General features: G+C 71.6%; 18 protein-coding genes. 11 read left to right on the top strand and 7 right to left on the bottom strand.

Features of this window, described 5'->3' with window-relative positions:
• Window positions 1-272: 272 nt before the first annotated feature.
• Window positions 273-638, bottom strand: coding sequence for a DUF1801 domain-containing protein (locus tag ABZ260_RS26680; RefSeq protein WP_355622949.1), 366 nt, complete (start codon window positions 636-638; stop codon window positions 273-275).
• Window positions 639-876: 238 nt separating this feature from the next.
• On the opposite strand from ABZ260_RS26680, the gene ABZ260_RS26675 reads away from it, so the two are divergent.
• The gene (locus ABZ260_RS26675; RefSeq protein ID WP_355622946.1) at window positions 877-1,026 is read left to right on the top strand and encodes a hypothetical protein; all 150 of its coding nucleotides are present in this window, start codon (window positions 877-879) and stop codon (window positions 1,024-1,026) included.
• A 68-nt stretch (window positions 1,027-1,094) separates the two neighbouring features.
• Here the strand turns inward: ABZ260_RS26675 and ABZ260_RS26670 are convergent, their stop codons facing one another.
• Both ABZ260_RS26670 and ABZ260_RS26665 read right to left on the bottom strand, forming a co-directional pair.
• Complete coding sequence (locus ABZ260_RS26670) at window positions 1,095-1,430, bottom strand: pyrophosphatase (RefSeq protein WP_350963729.1); 336 nt, start codon at window positions 1,428-1,430, stop codon at window positions 1,095-1,097.
• 280 nt (window positions 1,431-1,710) lie between these two features.
• Window positions 1,711-1,881, bottom strand: a complete 171-nt coding sequence (locus ABZ260_RS26665; RefSeq protein WP_355566463.1) for a hypothetical protein — start codon at window positions 1,879-1,881, stop codon at window positions 1,711-1,713.
• A gap of 42 nt (window positions 1,882-1,923) precedes the next feature.
• Between ABZ260_RS26665 and ABZ260_RS26660 the strand changes: the two genes are divergently transcribed.
• Window positions 1,924-2,763 carry a DMT family transporter gene (locus ABZ260_RS26660; RefSeq protein ID WP_355622943.1) on the top strand — a complete coding sequence of 280 codons (840 nt, stop codon included), beginning with the start codon at window positions 1,924-1,926 and terminating at the stop codon, window positions 2,761-2,763.
• Here the strand turns inward: ABZ260_RS26660 and ABZ260_RS26655 are convergent.
• A complete protein-coding gene (locus ABZ260_RS26655; RefSeq protein WP_355622940.1) occupies window positions 2,746-3,837 on the bottom strand; it encodes a hypothetical protein in 1,092 nt (363 codons plus the stop codon). The two genes, ABZ260_RS26660 and ABZ260_RS26655, sit on opposite strands and share 18 nt — an antisense overlap.
• A gap of 29 nt (window positions 3,838-3,866) precedes the next feature.
• Between ABZ260_RS26655 and ABZ260_RS26650 the strand changes: the two genes are divergently transcribed.
• The 8 genes from ABZ260_RS26650 to hpnH all read left to right on the top strand — a co-directional run bounded on the left by ABZ260_RS26650 (window position 3,867) and on the right by hpnH (window position 12,415).
• A complete protein-coding gene (locus tag ABZ260_RS26650; protein WP_355622937.1) occupies window positions 3,867-4,652 on the top strand; it encodes a polysaccharide deacetylase family protein in 786 nt (261 codons plus the stop codon).
• A 200-nt stretch (window positions 4,653-4,852) separates the two neighbouring features.
• Complete coding sequence (gene hpnC / locus ABZ260_RS26645; RefSeq protein WP_355622934.1) at window positions 4,853-5,680, top strand: squalene synthase HpnC; 828 nt, start codon at window positions 4,853-4,855, stop codon at window positions 5,678-5,680.
• Entirely contained in the window at window positions 5,667-6,554 is an 888-nt protein-coding gene (gene hpnD / locus ABZ260_RS26640; protein ID WP_355622931.1) for a presqualene diphosphate synthase HpnD, read from the top strand. The genes hpnC and hpnD overlap by 14 nt, the downstream gene beginning before the upstream one ends.
• Window positions 6,551-7,876, top strand: coding sequence for a hydroxysqualene dehydroxylase HpnE (gene hpnE, locus ABZ260_RS26635; RefSeq protein ID WP_355622928.1), 1,326 nt, complete (start codon window positions 6,551-6,553; stop codon window positions 7,874-7,876). The genes hpnD and hpnE overlap by 4 nt, the downstream gene beginning before the upstream one ends.
• Window positions 7,873-8,886, top strand: coding sequence for a polyprenyl synthetase family protein (locus tag ABZ260_RS26630; protein WP_355622925.1), 1,014 nt, complete (start codon window positions 7,873-7,875; stop codon window positions 8,884-8,886). The genes hpnE and ABZ260_RS26630 overlap by 4 nt, the downstream gene beginning before the upstream one ends.
• 1 nt (window position 8,887) lies before the next feature.
• Window positions 8,888-10,789: a squalene--hopene cyclase gene (gene shc, locus ABZ260_RS26625; RefSeq protein WP_355622922.1), complete on the top strand. Its 1,902-nt coding sequence runs from the start codon at window positions 8,888-8,890 to the stop codon at window positions 10,787-10,789.
• Entirely contained in the window at window positions 10,786-11,508 is a 723-nt protein-coding gene (locus ABZ260_RS26620; protein ID WP_355622919.1) for a hypothetical protein, read from the top strand. Before shc ends, ABZ260_RS26620 begins: the two co-directional genes overlap by 4 nt.
• On the top strand, window positions 11,411-12,415 hold the full coding sequence (gene hpnH / locus ABZ260_RS26615; RefSeq protein WP_355622916.1) for an adenosyl-hopene transferase HpnH: 1,005 nt from the start codon (window positions 11,411-11,413) through the stop codon (window positions 12,413-12,415). Before ABZ260_RS26620 ends, hpnH begins: the two co-directional genes overlap by 98 nt.
• On the opposite strand, the gene ABZ260_RS26610 is transcribed toward hpnH, so the two are convergent.
• Together ABZ260_RS26610 and ABZ260_RS26605 are read right to left on the bottom strand one after the other, a co-directional pair.
• Window positions 12,381-13,154: an SDR family NAD(P)-dependent oxidoreductase gene (locus ABZ260_RS26610; protein WP_355622913.1), complete on the bottom strand. Its 774-nt coding sequence runs from the start codon at window positions 13,152-13,154 to the stop codon at window positions 12,381-12,383. The two genes, hpnH and ABZ260_RS26610, sit on opposite strands and share 35 nt — an antisense overlap.
• 215 nt (window positions 13,155-13,369) lie before the next feature.
• Window positions 13,370-13,789 carry a rhodanese-like domain-containing protein gene (locus ABZ260_RS26605; protein ID WP_355622910.1) on the bottom strand — a complete coding sequence of 140 codons (420 nt, stop codon included), beginning with the start codon at window positions 13,787-13,789 and terminating at the stop codon, window positions 13,370-13,372.
• Between the two features lie 172 nt (window positions 13,790-13,961).
• Here ABZ260_RS26605 and ABZ260_RS26600 point away from each other — a divergent pair, with 172 nt between their 5' ends.
• Entirely contained in the window at window positions 13,962-16,529 is a 2,568-nt protein-coding gene (locus tag ABZ260_RS26600) for a LuxR C-terminal-related transcriptional regulator (RefSeq protein WP_355622907.1), read from the top strand.
• Here the strand turns inward: ABZ260_RS26600 and ABZ260_RS26595 are convergent.
• On the bottom strand, window positions 16,522-17,526 hold the full coding sequence (locus tag ABZ260_RS26595; RefSeq protein ID WP_355622904.1) for a Dyp-type peroxidase: 1,005 nt from the start codon (window positions 17,524-17,526) through the stop codon (window positions 16,522-16,524). The two genes, ABZ260_RS26600 and ABZ260_RS26595, sit on opposite strands and share 8 nt — an antisense overlap.
• Window positions 17,527-17,638: the final 112 nt, after the last annotated feature.

Genomic DNA, 17,638 nt, shown 5'->3' with positions numbered 1-17,638 from the left:
TGTTCCGGCGGTGCGGACGACGGGACACTCAGCGCACTCGCCGGCCCACATCCCGGCGGGGACGACATTGTCGAACGAGCGCCCACCTGTGGCCGGGGAGCCATCGGCGCGCCGTCGTTGTCGCGCGGTTCAGCCCGCGCCCCGAGCGGCAGCGGCGCACCCCGGAGGAGAGTGAGGAGACGCCGCCGTTGTCCCTGCCCACCGCCCGTCGCGTGTCTCTCCCGCAGTTCGCACCACCCGGGTATCGCAACCCGGTCCAGCGCCCCTCCGCGTCAGCAGATCTTGCCCGGCACGGCCGCGGTGGCCGTCAGCAGATCCCGTACGAGGCCGAGATCGATCATTTCCGGCTTACGGAAGCGCAGGCAGCCCTTGCCCATGTCCTGCCCGGCCAGGCGCTGCTCGAAGGCCTCGCGGACATCGCTGCGCAGGAGATAGAAGGAGATGTACTGCTTCTGGCTTGCGAAGGCGATTTCAACGGCACCGTCCCGCTGGTACGCGGGCATTCCATACGCCATGACCTCGGTGAAGCCCTTGAGCTCCGTACGGCACAGTTCGCGTAGGTCGGCCAGGACCGCCCTGCGCTCGTCAGACACCTCGGCGAGGTAGCCGTCCACGCTTTCCACATTGCTTCGCACCATACTCAGAGCGTATGTCGCGTTTGAGCCCCGTACCGTGCACGATCTGGTCGTAACCGCGGGTGCCGTCCCGGGAGGCGGAGCTCTCGCGGATCGCACGGGCGCAGCAGACGACATCGACGCGACGTGCCCTGCCCGAAGCGCGGACGTCGCCCGCCATGATCCTCATGTATCCGGACCGGCTTTTCGCCCCCGGTGACATCACATATCCTCAAAACCCCCCAGCTGACCAGGAGCCACCGTGCCGGCCCACGCGGGAAGCGACCCCATCCTCCCCGAAACACCCGAACTAATCATGATCGGTGTCGTCGCCCTCGGAGTTCTCTTCGCCGCCGTGGCCGTCGCCATTCTGATCCTCGTCCTGCTGATCAAACTGCTCCGCGACTCTTGACGCTCTCGGTGGGAGCCTCGGCTGCAGGGCGATTTCAGTGCCAGGAGCCGACGGCCCAGAGTCGGCGATCAGGGAGCGTGGCCGTCGGCGGGAAGCCGGTCGGGGTGCCAGGGCATCCACTTTCGCTCGACCTCCGCCTCCAGGTCGACCCCGTGATGCCGGGCCATGACCAGGAGCTGCGACAGGACGTCCGCGAGCTCGGACCGGAAGCCCAGCTCCAGCTCGTCGGCGGAGTGCCCCTTGTCCCTGGCCTGGCCGGAGCGCATCAGGAACGCCTGCGTCAACTCGCCGACCTCCTCCTGGAGCTTCAGCAGGAACCAGGTGTCGTCCCGGGTGATCCCGTGCCTGCGCGCATAGGTGCTCGACACCGCCTCGACCTCGTCCGTGAGCCGCCTCAGATCCATGCCGGGAGTGTAGGGGGCAGGTCCGACAACCGCTCTCCGGCGAACCCGTCACGGTCTCATTCCGGATGACGGCCGCCGCCATCCCGCAAATCCACAAATATCAGCTAAATGCCGTAGAAAACCTCAAGGCCCCAGAACCCCGGTGAATTCTTCGCGGCGGATCGGCGCCGAACCGCCGCCCGCGTGGCGCGCGGCATTTACCGCCCGGCCCTCCGCCACTGAATTAAGGTGACATCGCCCGCATCACGTGATCAACCCGTGACAGGGGGCGATCTTCCCCTCAGGCCCTGAAAGCCAAGGTCGAGGAGGGGTTCATGTCCCGCGGACACGCCGTCGCCACGGGATGCGTTCTGCCGGTCAACACGCCATAGCCCGCCCACGTCTCTGTCGCCGGAACGGTGCCGAGGCACCATGACATCGCGGAAAAGGTGACGCGCTCGATGATCTTCATTGCCGGACGGCACACCATCGGGAGCCGGAAGGCCGTGCGCCGGTGACCGCGGCGATCCTGGCCGTGCTCACCGCCGCCTGCAACGCCCTCTCCTCGGTGCTGCAGCGGCAGGCGGCGCGAACCGCACCGCAGAGCCGTGTGTTCAAGCTGGCGCTGATCGGATACCTGATCCGGCAACCCTCATGGCTGGGCGGCATGGGTGCGCTGATCGGGGGCTTCCTGCTGCAGGCGGCCGCGCTGAACTTCGGCGCCCTCGCTCTCGTACAGCCCATTCTCGTCACCGAGCTGCCCTTCACGATGATCCTCGTCTCGCTCATCCTGCACGTCCATCTGGACCGGGGGTCATGGCTGGCCATCGGCATCCTGACCGTCGGGCTGGCCGTCTTCCTCATCTCCGCCGATCCGGGACAGAGCGCGACCCGGTCCCCGACCACGGACCTCTGGCTGATCACCGTGATCGTGACGGTCGGCGTCGCCGCCGGTCTGATCGCGATGGCGAAGATCCGCAGCGGCCCGTCCCGTGGTGCCCTGCTCGGGATCACCTCCGCTCTGGGATTCGCCTTCACCGCCGCGCTGATAAAGGAGAACACCGAGATCTTCGCCGCGGAGGACGCCGCCGTACTGACCAGCTGGTCGCTGTACGCCATGATCGCGGCCGGCCTGTTCAGCGTCTTCGTGCTGCAGAGCGCGCTGAGCAGCGCGTCCCTGGTGGTCGTGCAGCCGACGCTCAACATCGCCGACCCCGTCGTCAGCATCATGTACGGCGTCGCGCTGTTCGGCGAGAACATCCGGCTTGGCTGGTGGGTCGTCCCGGAACTCATCGGAGTGGGGTTGATCTTCTACGGCAGTGTCCGGCTGAGCCGGTCACCGCTCGTCGGGTAGGGGCCTCGCGAAGGTGAGGAAGGACTCCGCGGGCGCGGCGTCGAACAGGGCGGCTCCCCTGGCGATCCGCCGCATCCGTTCCGCCCCGCACCCGAGGCGATCCAGCGCGGTGAGCAGTTCCCCGGCGTCACCCGCGTACATGCTCAGCCCGGCCCGCGCCATGGCCCGCGCGCCGTCCCGGCCGTGGCCGGGAATCGGCCGGTAGGAGATGACCGGCACTCCGGCGGCCATCGCCTCCCGGCAGGTCAGGCCCGCCGCGTTGTCCACCAGCGCGTACGCGGCGGCCATCAGGTCCGGCATGTCGTCGCACCAGCCGAGGGCGACACCGGTGTGCCGCAGCAGGTGGCGCAGCTCGCGGTTGTGCCCGCAGAGGACGACGGGCAGATACCGTCCCGAGCGCGCCAGAACGCGAGCCGTCTCCTCGACTCCGCCCACCCCCCACGCGCCGGCCGAGACGAGGACCAGCCGCTCCCCGGCGCGGGCACCGATCCGGGCACGCACCGGCGCCGCGTCGGCCGCCGGCCGCCGGAACTCCGGGCGTACCAGGGGCGCGTGACAGAACGCCGGGCGGCCGGTCGCGGCGTGAACGGCGCGCGCGGTCGCCTGATCCGAGCACAGGTACCGGTCGTTGCCCGGATGCAACCAGAGCCGATGCGCCGCGAAGTCGGTCAGCAGGACGGTACTGGGAACCGGCAGGCGGCCATGTAGCCTCAGGTGGCCGACCGCCTGCGCGGCCAGGTGGAAGGTCGAGACGACCTCGGCCGGCCTCCGGCGGCGGATGAGCCCGCGCAGCCGTGCCGCGGCCATTATCGTCAGCGGCGAGGTCGGCGGCGCCCGGTCCGGCACGAAGAAGACCCGGTAGATCAGCGCGTACAGCCAGGGCGCGGAGCGCATCATCCAGCCGTACCAACCGCGCAGCGCCACTCCCAGCCGGAACGGCAGCAGCTTCAGGACATCGACGATCTCCGCTTCGACGCCCTCGGCGGCGAGCCGCCTGGCCAGTTCCACCGCGACCGCGTCGTGCCCGGCCCCCATACCGGCACTGACGATCAGCACCGTGCGTCGCGTTGGCATCACGGCCCCCGTGACCCAGACTTGACACGGTGAACCGTGCCGCGTTGGCCCTCGCCGGTCTGGCCATTCTGCACGTGGGGCCCGCGGCGACCTGGCTGCCCTCCGTGCGCCGGCTGCTGCCCGGCCTCGCCGGGGTGGGCCTCGCCGACCATGTCGCGCTGACCTTCGACGACGGGCCCGACCCGCGATCCACACCGCGTTTCCTCGCGGAGCTGGAGCGGCTCGGATGCCGGGCCACCTTCTTCGTCCTCGGCGAGATGCTCCAACGTCACCCCGCGCTGGGCCGCCGCATCGTCGCGGAGGGCCATGAGATCGCGGTGCACGGCTGGTCGCACGAGAACGCCCTGACGACCCGCCCCGGCCGGATGGCGGCCGAGACGCACAGGGCGGCCGATCTGGTCACCGCCGTCACCGGCGTCGATCCCACGTGGTACCGGCCGCCCTACGGCGTCCTCAGCGCCGAGACACTGCTCGCCGCCCGTCTGCGGGGACTGCGTCCCGTCCTGTGGACCGCGTGGGGCAGGGACTGGACACGCTCGGCGAGCCCGGCCTCGGTGCTGGCCACGCTGGCATCCGGCCTGCGGGGCGGGGCGACGCTCCTGCTGCACGACTCCGACCACACCTCGGCCCCCGGCTCCTGGCGGTCGGGGCTCGGTGCCCTGCCCGAACTGGTGAACCGCTGCCGCGCCGCGGGTCTGCGGATCGGACCGCTCCAGGACCACGGCGTCTCCGGCGGCCGCACGCCCCTTCATGACGTTCGTGAGATCACCGCTCCTCGAAAAAACCTGCCGCAAAAGCCGTACCGCTTTTTGTGACGGCTTTTACCCCGACCCGATCCGACTCACCTCCCGGCAAAATAACAACCATTTTTCCAAAGGCAGAGATATAACGCGATACTAAATATTTTCCCAGCTCTCACCGATAAAAACCAGCAGATCGTTCATCCGCGTTTATAACAGCCCGTCGGGGACAACCTCAATTTATGAATTGGAGGGGAGCCGATACGCGGAGCGTCATGCTCAAAGCGCGCAGGGAGAACTTCCCGGTCGCCTCATGTTTACTGCCGCGTACCCATCGCCGCCACCTCCTCGCGGTGTACGGCTTCGCCCGGACCGTCGACGACATCGGGGACGAGGCGCAGAGCGAGGATCCGCTCCGGCTGCTCGACACCGTCGACGACGACCTCGCCCGCCTGTACGCCGGTCGGGCTCCCCGCCTGCCGGTCATCCGCGCGCTCGCGGGTACCGTCGAGACCTGCTCCGTCCCGGCTGAGCCCTTTCACCGGCTGATCGAGGCCAACCGGCGCGACCAGACGGTCAGCCGGTACGACACCTTCGACGACCTGCTCTCCTACTGCGAGCTGTCCGCGAACCCCGTCGGGCACATCGTGCTGCACGTGTTCGACATGGCCGCCCCCTCCCGCCTGGCCCTGTCCGACCGTGTGTGCACGGCGCTGCAGATCATCGAGCACTGCCAGGACGTCGGGGAGGACCACACCCGAGGCCGCGTCTACCTGCCGGGAGAGGATCTGCGCCGGTTCGGCTGCGGCGAGGACGATCTCGCCGCGGCCACCGCCTCGGCGCGGTTGCGCGATGTCGTCGCGCTCCAGACACGGCGGGCCGATCGGCTGCTCGACGAGGGGGACCGGCTCGCCCGATCGGCGACGGGGTTCGCCCGCCTCGCCATCGCGGGCTACATCGCGGGCGGCCGGGCCACCAGCGCGGCACTGGCCCAGGCCGGTTACGACGTTCTCGGCCGCGCCGTACGCCCGCGCGGCGCGCGGTTCCTGACGGCCTGGCTGCGGATCCTCACGAGCAGGGGGTACGACCGTGGACACCGCTGACGCCTACCGGCACTGCGAGCAGATCGTCCGCGGTCAGGCGCGGAACTTCTCCTACGGTCTCCGGCTGCTGCCGACTCCCAAGCGCCGCGCGCTCAGTGCGGTCTACGCGTTCGCCCGCCGGATCGACGACATCGCCGACGGAGACGGCCCCGACGGGCAGCGCCTGACCGAGCTGGCCGCCGCGCGCGCCACACTCGGCACGGCACGGCCCGACCCCGAGGACCCGGTGCTGGTCGCGCTGCACGACACCGCCCTCCGCTACCCACTGCCGCTGTCGGCGTTCGAGGAGCTGATCGACGGTTGCGCCGCGGACGTACGCGGGGAGACCTACGAGCACTTCGACGAGCTGCTCTCCTACTGCCGATGCGTCGCCGGGTCGATCGGGCGGCTCTCCCTCGGAGTCTTCGGCACCGCGGGCACCGGAGACGGCAAGAGCGACGGCAGGGACGCGGCGAGGGTGGCGCACCTGGCGGACGCGCTGGGAGTGGCCCTGCAGATCACGAACATCCTGCGGGACGTGCGCGAGGACCGGCTGGCCGGGCGGACCTACCTCCCCGCCGAGGACCTCAGACAATTCGGATGCACCCTGAACATCGACTCCTCCGGCAGGTTCACCGACCCTCCCGACCGGCTCGCCGCGCTGATGCGCTTCGAGGCCGACCGGGCGCGCGACTGGTTCGACGACGGCATGCGCCTGCTGACCGCACTCGACGTGCGCAGCGCGGCGTGCACCGCGGCGATGGCCGGCATCTACCGGTGCCTGCTCGGCCGCATCGCCGCGGATCCCGCCGAGGCACTGGCCTCGCGGCTGTCACTGCCTCCGTGGCAGAAGGCGATGGTGGCGGCGCGCGCCCTGGCGGGGGCCGCCCGATGAACGGCGCTCCGGTCGCGATCGTCGGTGGCGGGCTGGCGGGCATCGCCGCCGCCGTCGCGCTCGGGGAGGCCGGTCACCGCGTGACCCTGTACGAGGCCCGGCCGAGGCTGGGCGGCGCCACCCACTCCTTCGTCAGGAACGGGCTGAGCGTCGACAACGGCCAGCACGTGTTCCTCCGCTGCTGCACGGCCTACCGCGGCCTGCTCGACCGGCTCGGCGTCGCCGGGCGCGTACATCTGCAGGACCGGTTCGACGTACGGGTGCTCACCCCCGCGGGGCGGTACGGGCGGCTGCGACGCGGGATGCTGCCGGGACCGTTCCACCTGCTGCCGGCGCTGGCCGGATACCAGCTGCTCAAGCCCGCCGACCGGCTGCGCGCGATGCGGGTCTCACTCGCCCTTCGCCGGCTCGACCCGGCCGACCCCGCGCTGGACCTGACCGACCTCGGGAGCTGGCTGACCGCCCACGGGCAGCGCGAGCGCGCGCGACATGCCCTCTGGGAGCTGTTCGCGATGGCGGCCCTGAACGTCGGGGTCGAGGGCGCGGCCCTGGGGCCCGCGGCGATGGTCTTCAAGACCGCGCTGCTCGGCCGGGCGGGAGCCGCCGACATCGGCGTTCCCGCCGTGCCCCTCGGCGAGCTGCACGGCGACGCGGCACGGGCCGCCATCGAACGGCGCGGCGGTGCCGTACGCCTGTCGGCGAAGGTCACCGCCATCGAGCGAGGCTCCGTGATCGTGGACGGCAGCCGGGTCGAGGCGCCCGCCGTCATCGTCGCCACGGCGCACGAGCAGGCCGCGGCCCTGGTCCCCGAACAGGCCGCTCCCGGCAGGGAGCGCTGGCGCGGCCTGGACGCGAGCCCGATCGTCAACGTGCACGTCGTCTACGACCGGCGGGTCACCCGGGTGCCGTTCGCGGCGGTCGTGGACTCGCCCGTGCAGTGGGTGTTCGACAAGACCGGCGCCGCGGGACTGCGCGAAGGCCAGTACCTCGCGGTCTCGGTCTCCGCGGCGGACCAGTGGATCGACGTACCCACCGCGCGGGTGCGAGCCACGTTCGTACCCGCGCTTGAGCAGATCTTCCCGGGAGCGCGGCAGGCACGGATCATCGATTTCTTCGTCACGAGGGAACGTCGCGCCACCTTCCGCCAGTGCCCCGGCAGTGGCGCGCTCCGCCCCGAGGCCGCCACCCGGTGGCCCGGACTGTTTCTCGCCGGCGCGTGGACCGACACGGGCTGGCCCGACACGATGGAGGCTGCCGTGCGTAGCGGACTCAACGCGACCTGCCTGGTCAGGCGTCATCTGAAGAGGGAACGTCCCCGGTGACGGCGGTCATCCCGCCCTCGGTCGTGGCCGCCCGCGGGCTCGTGGAGCCCGTGCTCCGGGACGCCGTGGCCAGGCTCGACCCACTGACCTCGCGCGTCGCCGCCTACCACCTCGGCTGGGCCGACCCGGCGGGCCTGCCCGCCGCCTCCGGCGGCAAGGCGCTACGCCCGGCGCTGGCCGTCCTGTCGGCGAGAGCGGCGGGGGGAAGCCAGGGGCAGGGCCTGCAGGTCGCCGCCGCGGTGGAACTCGTGCACGCGTTCTCACTGCTGCACGACGACATCATGGACGGCGACCGGATGCGGCGGCACCGACCGGCCGCGTGGACCGTCTTCGGCTGCTCCGCGGCCATCCTCGCCGGCGACGCCCTGCTCTCGCTCGCGGGGGAGTTGCTGCTTGAGGAGGGCGGTCTCCCCGGTCTGCGGGCCGCCCGGCACCTGGCCGTCGCCACCCGGGAGCTGATCGCCGGTCAGGCGCTCGACCTGGAGTTCGAACAGCTCACGGACGTGAGCCTGGCGGAGTGCCGGCGGATGTCCACCCAGAAGACCGGCTCCCTGCTGGCCTGTGCCTGCTCGATCGGTGCGACCGTGGTGAACGGCCCCGCTCCGCTGGTCGTCGCCCTGACGGCCTTCGGAACCGAGGCCGGCCTGGCCTTCCAGCTCGTCGACGACCTGCTGGGCATCTGGGGCAGCCCCGAGACGACCGGCAAACCAGTCCTTTCCGACCTGCGTGCCCGCAAGAAGTCGCTGCCGATCGTCGCCGCGCTCACCAGCGACACGCCGGCCGGTGAGCGGCTCGCCCGCCTGCTGGCCGATCCCCTGCCGCTGTCCGAATCCGACCTGCACGACGCCGCCCGGCTCGTCGAGGAGGCCGGTGGCCGGGCGTGGGCCGAGAGCGAGGCCAAGCACCGGCTCGACGCCGCCGAACATCATCTCGCCGGCGCGGACATGCCCCCGGACGTCCGCGCCGAATTCCTGGACATCGTCCGCTTCCTCACATCCAGGGGCCACTGACATGACCACCGTCGCCGCTTCCACTTCCGCCGAACTCACCCTCGACGCGGCATGCGACCACCTGCTCGGTCTCCAGGCGCCCGAGGGGTGGTGGAAGGGCGAGTTGCAGACGAACGTGACCATGGACGCCGAAGACCTGCTGCTCAGGGAGTTCCTCGGTATCCGCACCGAGCAGGACACCGCCCAGGCGGCCCGTTGGATCCGCTCCGAGCAGCGCGACGACGGGACCTGGGCCAACTTCCACGACGGCCCCGGCGACCTGTCCACCACGATCGAGGCGTACGTCGCGCTACGGCTCGCCGGTGACCGGACCGACGCCTCGCACATGCGAGCCGCGGCCCGGTTCGTGCGGGAGTCCGGTGGGATCGAGGCCAGCCGGGTGTTCACCCGGATCTGGCTGGCGCTGTTCGGGCAGTGGCGATGGGAGGACCTCCCGGTGCTGCCCCCCGAGATGATGTTCCTGCCGCGCTGGTTCCCGCTCAACGTCTACGACTGGGCCTGCTGGGCCAGGCAGACGATCGTCCCGCTCACCATCGTGAGCGCGCACCGCCCGGTCCGGCCGCTCCCGTTCGACCTGGCCGAACTGCGTACCGGACGCCCCGCACCACCGCACCCGCACGGGCCGTTCACCGTGCTCGACCGCGTCCTGCACCGCTACCAGCGACGTCCCGTCCCCGGCCTGCGGCGGGCCGCGCTGAGGCGGGCCGCCGAGTGGGTCGTGGCCAGGCAGGAGGCGGACGGGTCCTGGGGCGGCATCCAGCCGCCGTGGGTGTACTCGCTGATCGCGCTGAGCCTGCACGGCTACCCTCTCGACCATCCGGTGATGAGGAAGGGCATCGAGGGATTCGACAGGTTCACCATCCGGGACGAGAAGGGGCGCAGGCTGGAGGCCTGCCAGTCCCCCGTGTGGGACACGGTGCTCGCGATCAACGGCCTTCTCGACGCGGGCCTGCCCGCCGACCATCCCGCCCTCGTCGCCGCCTCCGGCTGGGTGCTCACCGAGGAGATCCGGAGCCGGGGCGACTGGTCCGTACGGCGCCCTTCGCTGGCACCCGGCGGCTGGGCCTTCGAGTTCGACAACGACGGCTACCCGGACATCGACGACACGGCGGAGGCGATTCTCGCCCTGCGCCGGGTGCGTCATCCGGACGCCAGGCCGGCCATCGACCGCGGGGTGCGCTGGATCATCGGCATGGCGTCCCGCGACGGCGGCTTCGGGGCCTTCGACGCCGACAACACCCGCGAGATGTGTAAGAAGCTGCCGTTCTGCGACTTCGGCGCGGTCATCGACCCGCCGTCCGCCGACGTCACCGCCCACGTCGTCGAGGCGCTGGCGCAGGAGCGGCCGGACTCCCCCGTCGTGCGACGTGCCGTCGTCTGGCTGCTGAAGGCGCAGGAGGCGGACGGATCGTGGTTCGGCCGCTGGGGGGCCAACCACGTCTACGGCACCGGCGCCGTGCTCCCCGCGCTCATCGCGGCCGGCGTACGGCCCGGCAAGCCGTGCATAAGGCGTGCTGTCGCCTGGCTGGAGAGGCACCAGAACGACGACGGCGGCTGGGGGGAGGATCTGCGCTCCTACACCGATCCCCGCTGGATCGGGCGCGGCCACTCCACTCCCTCACAGACGGCGTGGGCCCTGATGGCGTTGCTCGCCGCCGGGGAGCGGTCACCGGCGGTGGAGCGCGGCGTGGAGTGGCTGGTCGGCCACCAGCGCCCGGACGGCGGCTGGGACGAGCCGTACTTCACCGGGACCGGCTTCCCCGGCGCCTTCTACATCAACTACCACCTCTACCGCCTCGTCTTCCCGATCAGCGCGCTGGGCCGTTACGTGCGCTCCCGAGAGGTGTCCTCGCACCCCAGGCCCGCGCTGAGGGACGAGGCGGTCACCGTGGACGCCGGGTGACCGGCCTGCTGATCTGCACCGCCCTGGCCGTCGAGGCGCGGGCCGTACGGAGCGGCCTGCCGACCGAGGAGGTGCGGGTGATCCGGACCGGGATGGGCCCGCGCCGCGCCGCGAGCGCGGCGGCGCGGCTCCCGCCGGCGGGCGCGCTGGCGGTGACCGGTTTCTGCGGGGCGCTCGACGAGGGCCTGCGCCCGGGAGACGTGCTGGTGGCGAGCGAGATCCGCTTCGAGGGCCGGATGGTGCCCTGCCCCTCGGCGTGGCCGCTGGCCGAGGAGCTGGCTCGGGCCGGCCTGTCCGCGCGTACCGGACCGCTGGTCACCTCCGATCACATCGTGACGGGGGCCGAACGCCGCAGGCTCGCCGCCGAGGGAGCGGCGGCCGTCGACATGGAGACCGGGCCGCTGGCGGGCGCGGTGCCCGGCCTGCCGTTCGCCGCGCTGCGCGTCGTCGCCGACATCGCCGGTGCCGCGCTGTTGCGCCCGGCCACGATACGCGGCGGCGCCGTGGCGTACCGCGTGCTGCGCCGGCTCGGCCCGGTCCTGGCCCGCTGGGCCGCCGCGATCTCACCCTCTCTCCCCGAGGAGTCCGTCCCGTTCCATTACCCAAGGAGATGCAACCCAGATGCCGACACCGATCCGCCAGAGTCTTCGCATCGGCGGCTACATCCTCCGCCAGAAGCTGCGCGGGCGGACGAAGTTCCCCCTTCTGGTGGAACTTGAGCCCTTGTTCGCCTGCAACCTGCACTGTGCTGGCTGCGGAAAGATCCAGCACCCCGCCGACGTGCTGAAACAGCGCATGCCGGTCGAGCAGGCCCTGGCCGCCATCGAGGAGTGCGGCGCACCCATGGTCTCGATCGCGGGCGGGGAACCGCTCATGCACCCGCAGATAGGGGAGCTGGTCCGGGAGCTGGTCGCCAGGAGGAAGTACGTGTTCCTGTGCACCAACGCGCTGCTGATCCCCAAGAAGATCGACCAGTTCGAGCCCTCGCGGTACTTCGCGTGGACGATCCACCTGGACGGCATGCGCGAGCGCCACGACGAGTCGGTGTGCAAGGAGGGCGTGTTCGACGAGGCCGTCGCCGCGGTCCGGGAGTGCCGGCGCCGTGGTTTCCGGGTCACCACGAACACGACGTTCTTCAACACCGACAGCCCGCAGACGGTCGTCGACGTGCTCGACTATCTCAACGACGATCTTCGCGTCGACGAGATGATGATCTCTCCCGGGTACGCGTACGAGAAGGCGCCCGACCAGGAGCACTTCCTCGGCGTGCGGGAGACCCGGGAGCTGTTCCGCAAGGCGTTCTCCGGCGGGAACCGGCGGCGGTGGAGGTTCAACCACACCCCGCTCTTCCTCGACTTCCTCGAAGGGAAGATCGACTTCCCGTGCACGGCGTGGGCCATCCCCTCCTACTCGCTCTTCGGCTGGCAGCGCCCCTGCTACCTCATGTCCGACGGCTACGCGGCCACCTATCGGGAACTGGTCACCGAGACCGACTGGGACGCCTACGGCCGGGGGCGCGATGACCGGTGCGCCAACTGCATGGCCCACTGTGGATACGAGCCGACCGCCGTCTTCGCCACGCTCGCCTCCCTCAAGGAGTCGATCCGGGCTCTGGGCGGCGGCTGAGCTCCGGCTGCCCGCCGAATATCCCGGCGAGGGTACGGAAGGGGCCGGGTGCCACGCCCTTCAGCCTGGCCGGCAGCCGCAGCCAGCCCGGCACGTACGACTCGGGCCTGCCGCACTCGACGGCGGACACGATCGCCTGGGCGACCCGTTCCGCGGGGATCGGCACGGGCCATCGCCGTGTGTAGGGGGCGCCGCGCCGCTCGAAGAACGGGGTCTCCACCACGCCGGGCAGCACGACGGACACGCCGATCCCGCGCGACTCGTACCGCAGGCTCTCGGCGAAGCCGAGGAGGCCCGCCTTGGTGGCGGCGTACACCGCCTCGTCCCGCACCCCGATCGCTCCGGCGATCGAGGCCACGAAGACGAGGTGTCCCCGGCCGCGCTCGATCATGGCGGGCAGCAGCGACCGGGTCAGCAGGATGGGAGCGGTCAGGTTCCCCGCGACCAGGCGCTCGACGGTACCGTCCGGCATCGCCGGGAACGGCCCCGCCCACCCGCACCCGGCGTTGCCGACCAGCACGTCGACCGGCCCCGCGCGCTCGGCGAGACCCGCGAGGTCCGTCGTGAGGTCGCCGGCGAGCGCCTGGCCGCCGGTCTCCGAGGCGACGGCCGCAAGCCTGTCCCGATCGCGCCCCGACAGGACGAGGCGGGCCCCCGCGGCGGCCATCGCCCGCGCGGTCGCGGCCCCTATGCCGGACGACGCACCGGTGATCAGCACACGAGCGCCCGCGAGTCTCATCTCGATCCCTCCGGGGAGGATGCCGGGGCCCTACGGGCTCCACGTCGTTTCCGGTGGGGTTTCCCATGATGCCCCTCCCTCTCGGAGATGTCGCGGAGACCCGGCCGACATCCCGCTTCACGGGGAGGACATCGTCCAGTCATGTTCGAGTGCCGGTGAGTGAGTACGTGATGACACGCGAAGGGATGTCGGCCCTCGCGTTCACCTGGGACCGATCACGGGTCCTCCCGGTCGCCGGGCGGCGAGGGCGGCGCCTGGAAGGTCACCGGGCGGCCCTGGTCCTTCCACGCCGCCAAGCCACCGTCGAGATGCGACACGTCGGTGTATCCGAGTTCCTGCAGGGTCTGCGCGGCGAGCGCGGACCGGCCGCCTGAGGCGCAGTAGAGGATGGTCCGCACCAGGGGGTCGAACTCGGCCCGATGGTACGGGCTGGTCGGGTCCGCCCAGAACTCCAGCATCCCGCGAGGTGCCTGAACCGCGTCCGGGATGGCGCCCTCGCGTTGGACCTCGTCGGGCTCCCGGAGATCGACCAACGTCACCGCATCGCTTTCGAGTGCTCCGGCGACCTCCGCCACCGACATGTTGCGGACCCGGTCTCTGGCGTGTGCCACCAGGTGCCGGCTGGAAATGCTCATCGTCGTCTCCCCTTTCTTCGAGCGTTCCCTCATTCGACACCGGGCCCGCGCGCCGCACATCCGTGCTCGGTACGGAAAAAGCGCCCGTGCTCCGCACGGAGGACGGCGCGGAGACGGCTCGTGGCGGGATTCGCCGAGGACCGTCCGGGCGGTCGGCGAGGATACTCGCCTCATGAGATCCGACATCTTCCCCGATCCGCTGCGGGCGGCCGGAGTGACCCGGCGGGAACTCCAGGTCTTCTGGCTGGTGGGGGATCGCCTGCACAACCGGGAGATCGCCGCCGGCCTGCGGGTGTCGGAACGGACGGTGGAGAGCCATGTGTCGTCCCTGCTGCGCAAGCTCGGCGGGTCGAACCGCCTGGCCCTGATCGACACGGCGGCACGGCTACGGGCCCGCCGGGATCCCGGCGGCGGGCTGCCCAGGCCGCTGTCGTCGTTCGTGGGACGGATCCAGGAGACCGACGACCTCCTGCGGCTGGCCGACACCCACCGGCTGCTGACGTTGACCGGTCCCGCCGGTACCGGCAAGACCCGGCTGGCGCTGCACCTGGCCCACTCGGTGACCACCCTGCCACCCGCCGTCCTGGTCGATCTCGCGTCCGTACCCCCCGCCGCCCCTGGGGAGCGGGCCTTCACCGACATCCTCGGCGACCCCGTGGATCGGGCGTTCGCGGACGCCCTCGGCGTCACCGGGGACGGGCGGCGGCTGCGCGCCCTGATACGTGGTGCGCTCACCGAGGGCAGGCACTGGCTCGTGGTGGACAACTGCGAACACGTGACCGCCACCGCGGCGGCACTCCTCGCCGACCTGCTGACCACCACGGACCACCTGCGCGTGCTGGCCACCAGCCACGGACCGCTGGGGGTGGCCGGAGAGGTCGTCTACGAGATTCCGCCCCTGCCGCTCCCCGGGGAACTCGACGATCCAGCGGCCGTGCTGGGTGCGGCCTCCGGACTGCTGTTCGCCGACCGCGCGGCCGCGGTCTCCCCCGGTTTCGAGGTCACCTCCGGCAACGCCAGGCACGTCGCGATGATCTGCCGCCGGCTGGACGGACTGCCGCTGGCCATCGAGCTCGCGGCCGCGCGAATCCGGGTCTTCTCGCCGGCCGAGCTGCTGGAGCGCCTGGACAACCGGTTCGCGCTGCTGACCGGTGGGCCGCACGGCGTCCCGAATCGGCATCGCACCCTGGAGGAGGCCCTGAGGTGGAGTTACGAGCTGCTGGGCGACGACGAACGCCTGCTGTTCGAACGATGTTCGGTGTTCCCCGGCGAGTTCGACTACGACACCGCGACGCGGATCCTCGCCTATCCGCCGCTGGACTCCGCCGACCTCGTCCGGCTCTTCCCGCGCCTGCTTGACCGCTCCCTGCTCTCCCGTCGCCGCCGGGACCAGACCACCGAATACCGCCTGCTCGACAGCGTCCGCCAGTTCGCGCACCGGCAACTGGTGACGCGCGGCGCCACCGGCACGGCACGTGAGCAGCACGCCCTTCACCATCTACGCCACGGCGTGGCCGCCCTGCCCGACCTGCGAGGGCGGGATCAGGCCGCCACGCTGCGCTGGTTCGATCGCCGCTGGGCGGACGTGCGGACCGGGATGCGCTGGGCCCTCGAACAGCGGGAGACAGCACCCGCCTGGGAGTTCCTCGCCGGAGTCGGTACGGGATGGGAGATCCTCGGCGCGCGCGGCGAGCTGTTCGGCTGGATGGACAGGCTGCTCGAACGGCCCCTGCCGGGGGGCGCCCTGGGCATCCGGGCCGCGGTCACCTGCTCCTTCCTGCTGGCCTACCAGGACACCGGGCGGGCGCGGACCTTCGCCGAGCAGGCGCGCGAGCGCGCCGAGCACGGCACCGAGGAGGACCGGGCCCTCGCCCTTCTCGCCCTCGGCTGGGCGATGATGTACGGCGAGCACCGCGCGTCCGCGATCGAGCACCTGGAACAGGCTGCGTCGCGTTTCGAGCGGCTGGGCGACGACTGGCACCGTGCCCTGGCGCTGTCCGGCCTGGGGACGGCCACCCTGGACACCTCGACCTCCCTGACCCGGCTGGCCCACGCCGCCGAGCTGTTCGGCCGGCTCCACGACCATGTCAAACGCGCCAACTGCCTCAACCAGATGGCCATCCGCGCGATCGAGGGCCGGATCCGGCTCGATGACGCGGCGGACTGGCTGGACGAGGCGAGGCGGCTGGCCGACGCCGTCGGCAACGACCACGAGCGGCTGCACGCCGAGGTCTTTCTGGCCTGCCTCGACCAGCACCGGGGGGACCACACGATGGCCGCGACCCGGTTCGGCGGCGTACTCGCCGAGGTCCGCCGTATCGGCGATCTTCGCTGCACGGCCCGCTGCCTGTTCGGGCTCGGCCGGGCCGCGGCCTTCCACGGTGACCACGAGCGGGCACGGCACCTCCTCGCCGAGGGCGTCGAGCTCGCCGCCGGCCTCGGCGACCCGCGCCGCATGCTTACCGACCTGCTCCTGCTCGCCGGATCCGAGTACGCGACCGGTCACCTCGTCCGCGCCGCGGTCCTGCTCGGCGCCGCCGAACGCCTCGATCCCGCGTACCGCGAGAACCTCGCCCCCGCCCTGCGAGCGGCACTGCTCGACCGGCTCGGCCCCGCGGCCTTCGCCTCCGCCCTGGCCACCGGGCACCGGACGCCCCTCACCGGCCTGCTCTCCGAACGATCGCCCTCCCCGCGGGAAGGTCACCCGTACGGCCGGGAGGGGCGGGGTTCCGTCAGCTGAGGAGGGTGTCTCCGATCCAGCCGTTCGGGGAGCAGCCTGGCGGGATGGCGAAGACCGCCGAGCCGATCGGGGTCGTCCACTCGTTGAGCAGGTCGGCCTCGTCCAGCCGGCGCTGGACGGGGATGAACTGCCGGGCGATGTCGGCCTGGTAGGAGGCGAACAGCAGCCCGGAGTCGGCGTGCCCGTCCGGGGTGAGCCCCTCGTCGTAGTTGTAGACCCGGCGCAGGATCCGCATTCCCGGGTCGGCGACGTGGGCCCGGCGGATGTGGGCCTGCTCGGAGATGACCGGGAAGCCGATCGCGTTGAGCTTGGTGAAGTCGGCCTCGTCGTGCTCGTCGCGCCCGGTGAGCGGGGCGCCGTTGTCCAGGCGGCGGCCCACGGTGAACTCCTTGGCGACCCGGTCGACGGCGTCCCAGGTCTCCATCTCCGCCCGGATGCGCCGCAGCACCAGCGTGGTGCCGCCGCGCAGCCACTCCGGGCCGCCGCTTACCCACACGGCCCGGTCGAACTCGGGGGTGCCGGGCTTGGGGTTGACGGTCCCGTCGAGCTGGCCCATCACGTTGCGCTGGGTCGCCTCGGCGGGCTGGGTGCCGGCGGCACGCCGGAAGCCCCGCTGGGTCCAGCGCACCTTGGCGAAGGAGCGGGCGTCCTTGACGACCATGCGCAGGGCGTGGGCGAGGGCGAGGGCGTCGTCGGCGCAGATCTGCAGCAGCAGGTCCCCGCCGCTCCACTCCTTCTGGAGCCTGTCGATGGTGAAGGCGGGCAGCGGCGCCACGGTCTTGGGCCTGCGGTCGGCCAGTCCGGCCGCCGCGAAGAAGCCGGGGCCGAATCCGAAGGTCACGGTCAGCCTGGCGGGCAGCAGGGCCAGCTCGGGCTCGGTGTCGGCCAGGGCGGGCCTGCCCTGGGTCAGCCGCCGGGCGTCGTCGGTGAGCAGCCGCATCATCCGCCCCAGCGTCTCGCGGTCGGTGCCCGGCAGCAGGTCCAGGCCGACGAACACCCCGTACGCCTGTGGCGTCGTCGTAGGTGGAGTACAGGTAGGGGGTCTGGGCGGCGAACTCGGCGGCGCAGGTGTCGACGGTGTTGTAGACCGGGCGGACGCCGAGCGCGTG

The organism is Streptosporangium sp. NPDC006013, from assembly GCF_040614275.1.
GTDB lineage: Bacteria > Actinomycetota > Actinomycetes > Streptosporangiales > Streptosporangiaceae > Streptosporangium.
Note: the sequence above shows the minus strand (reverse complement) of the source record. Positions and strands in the feature narration are given on the sequence as shown.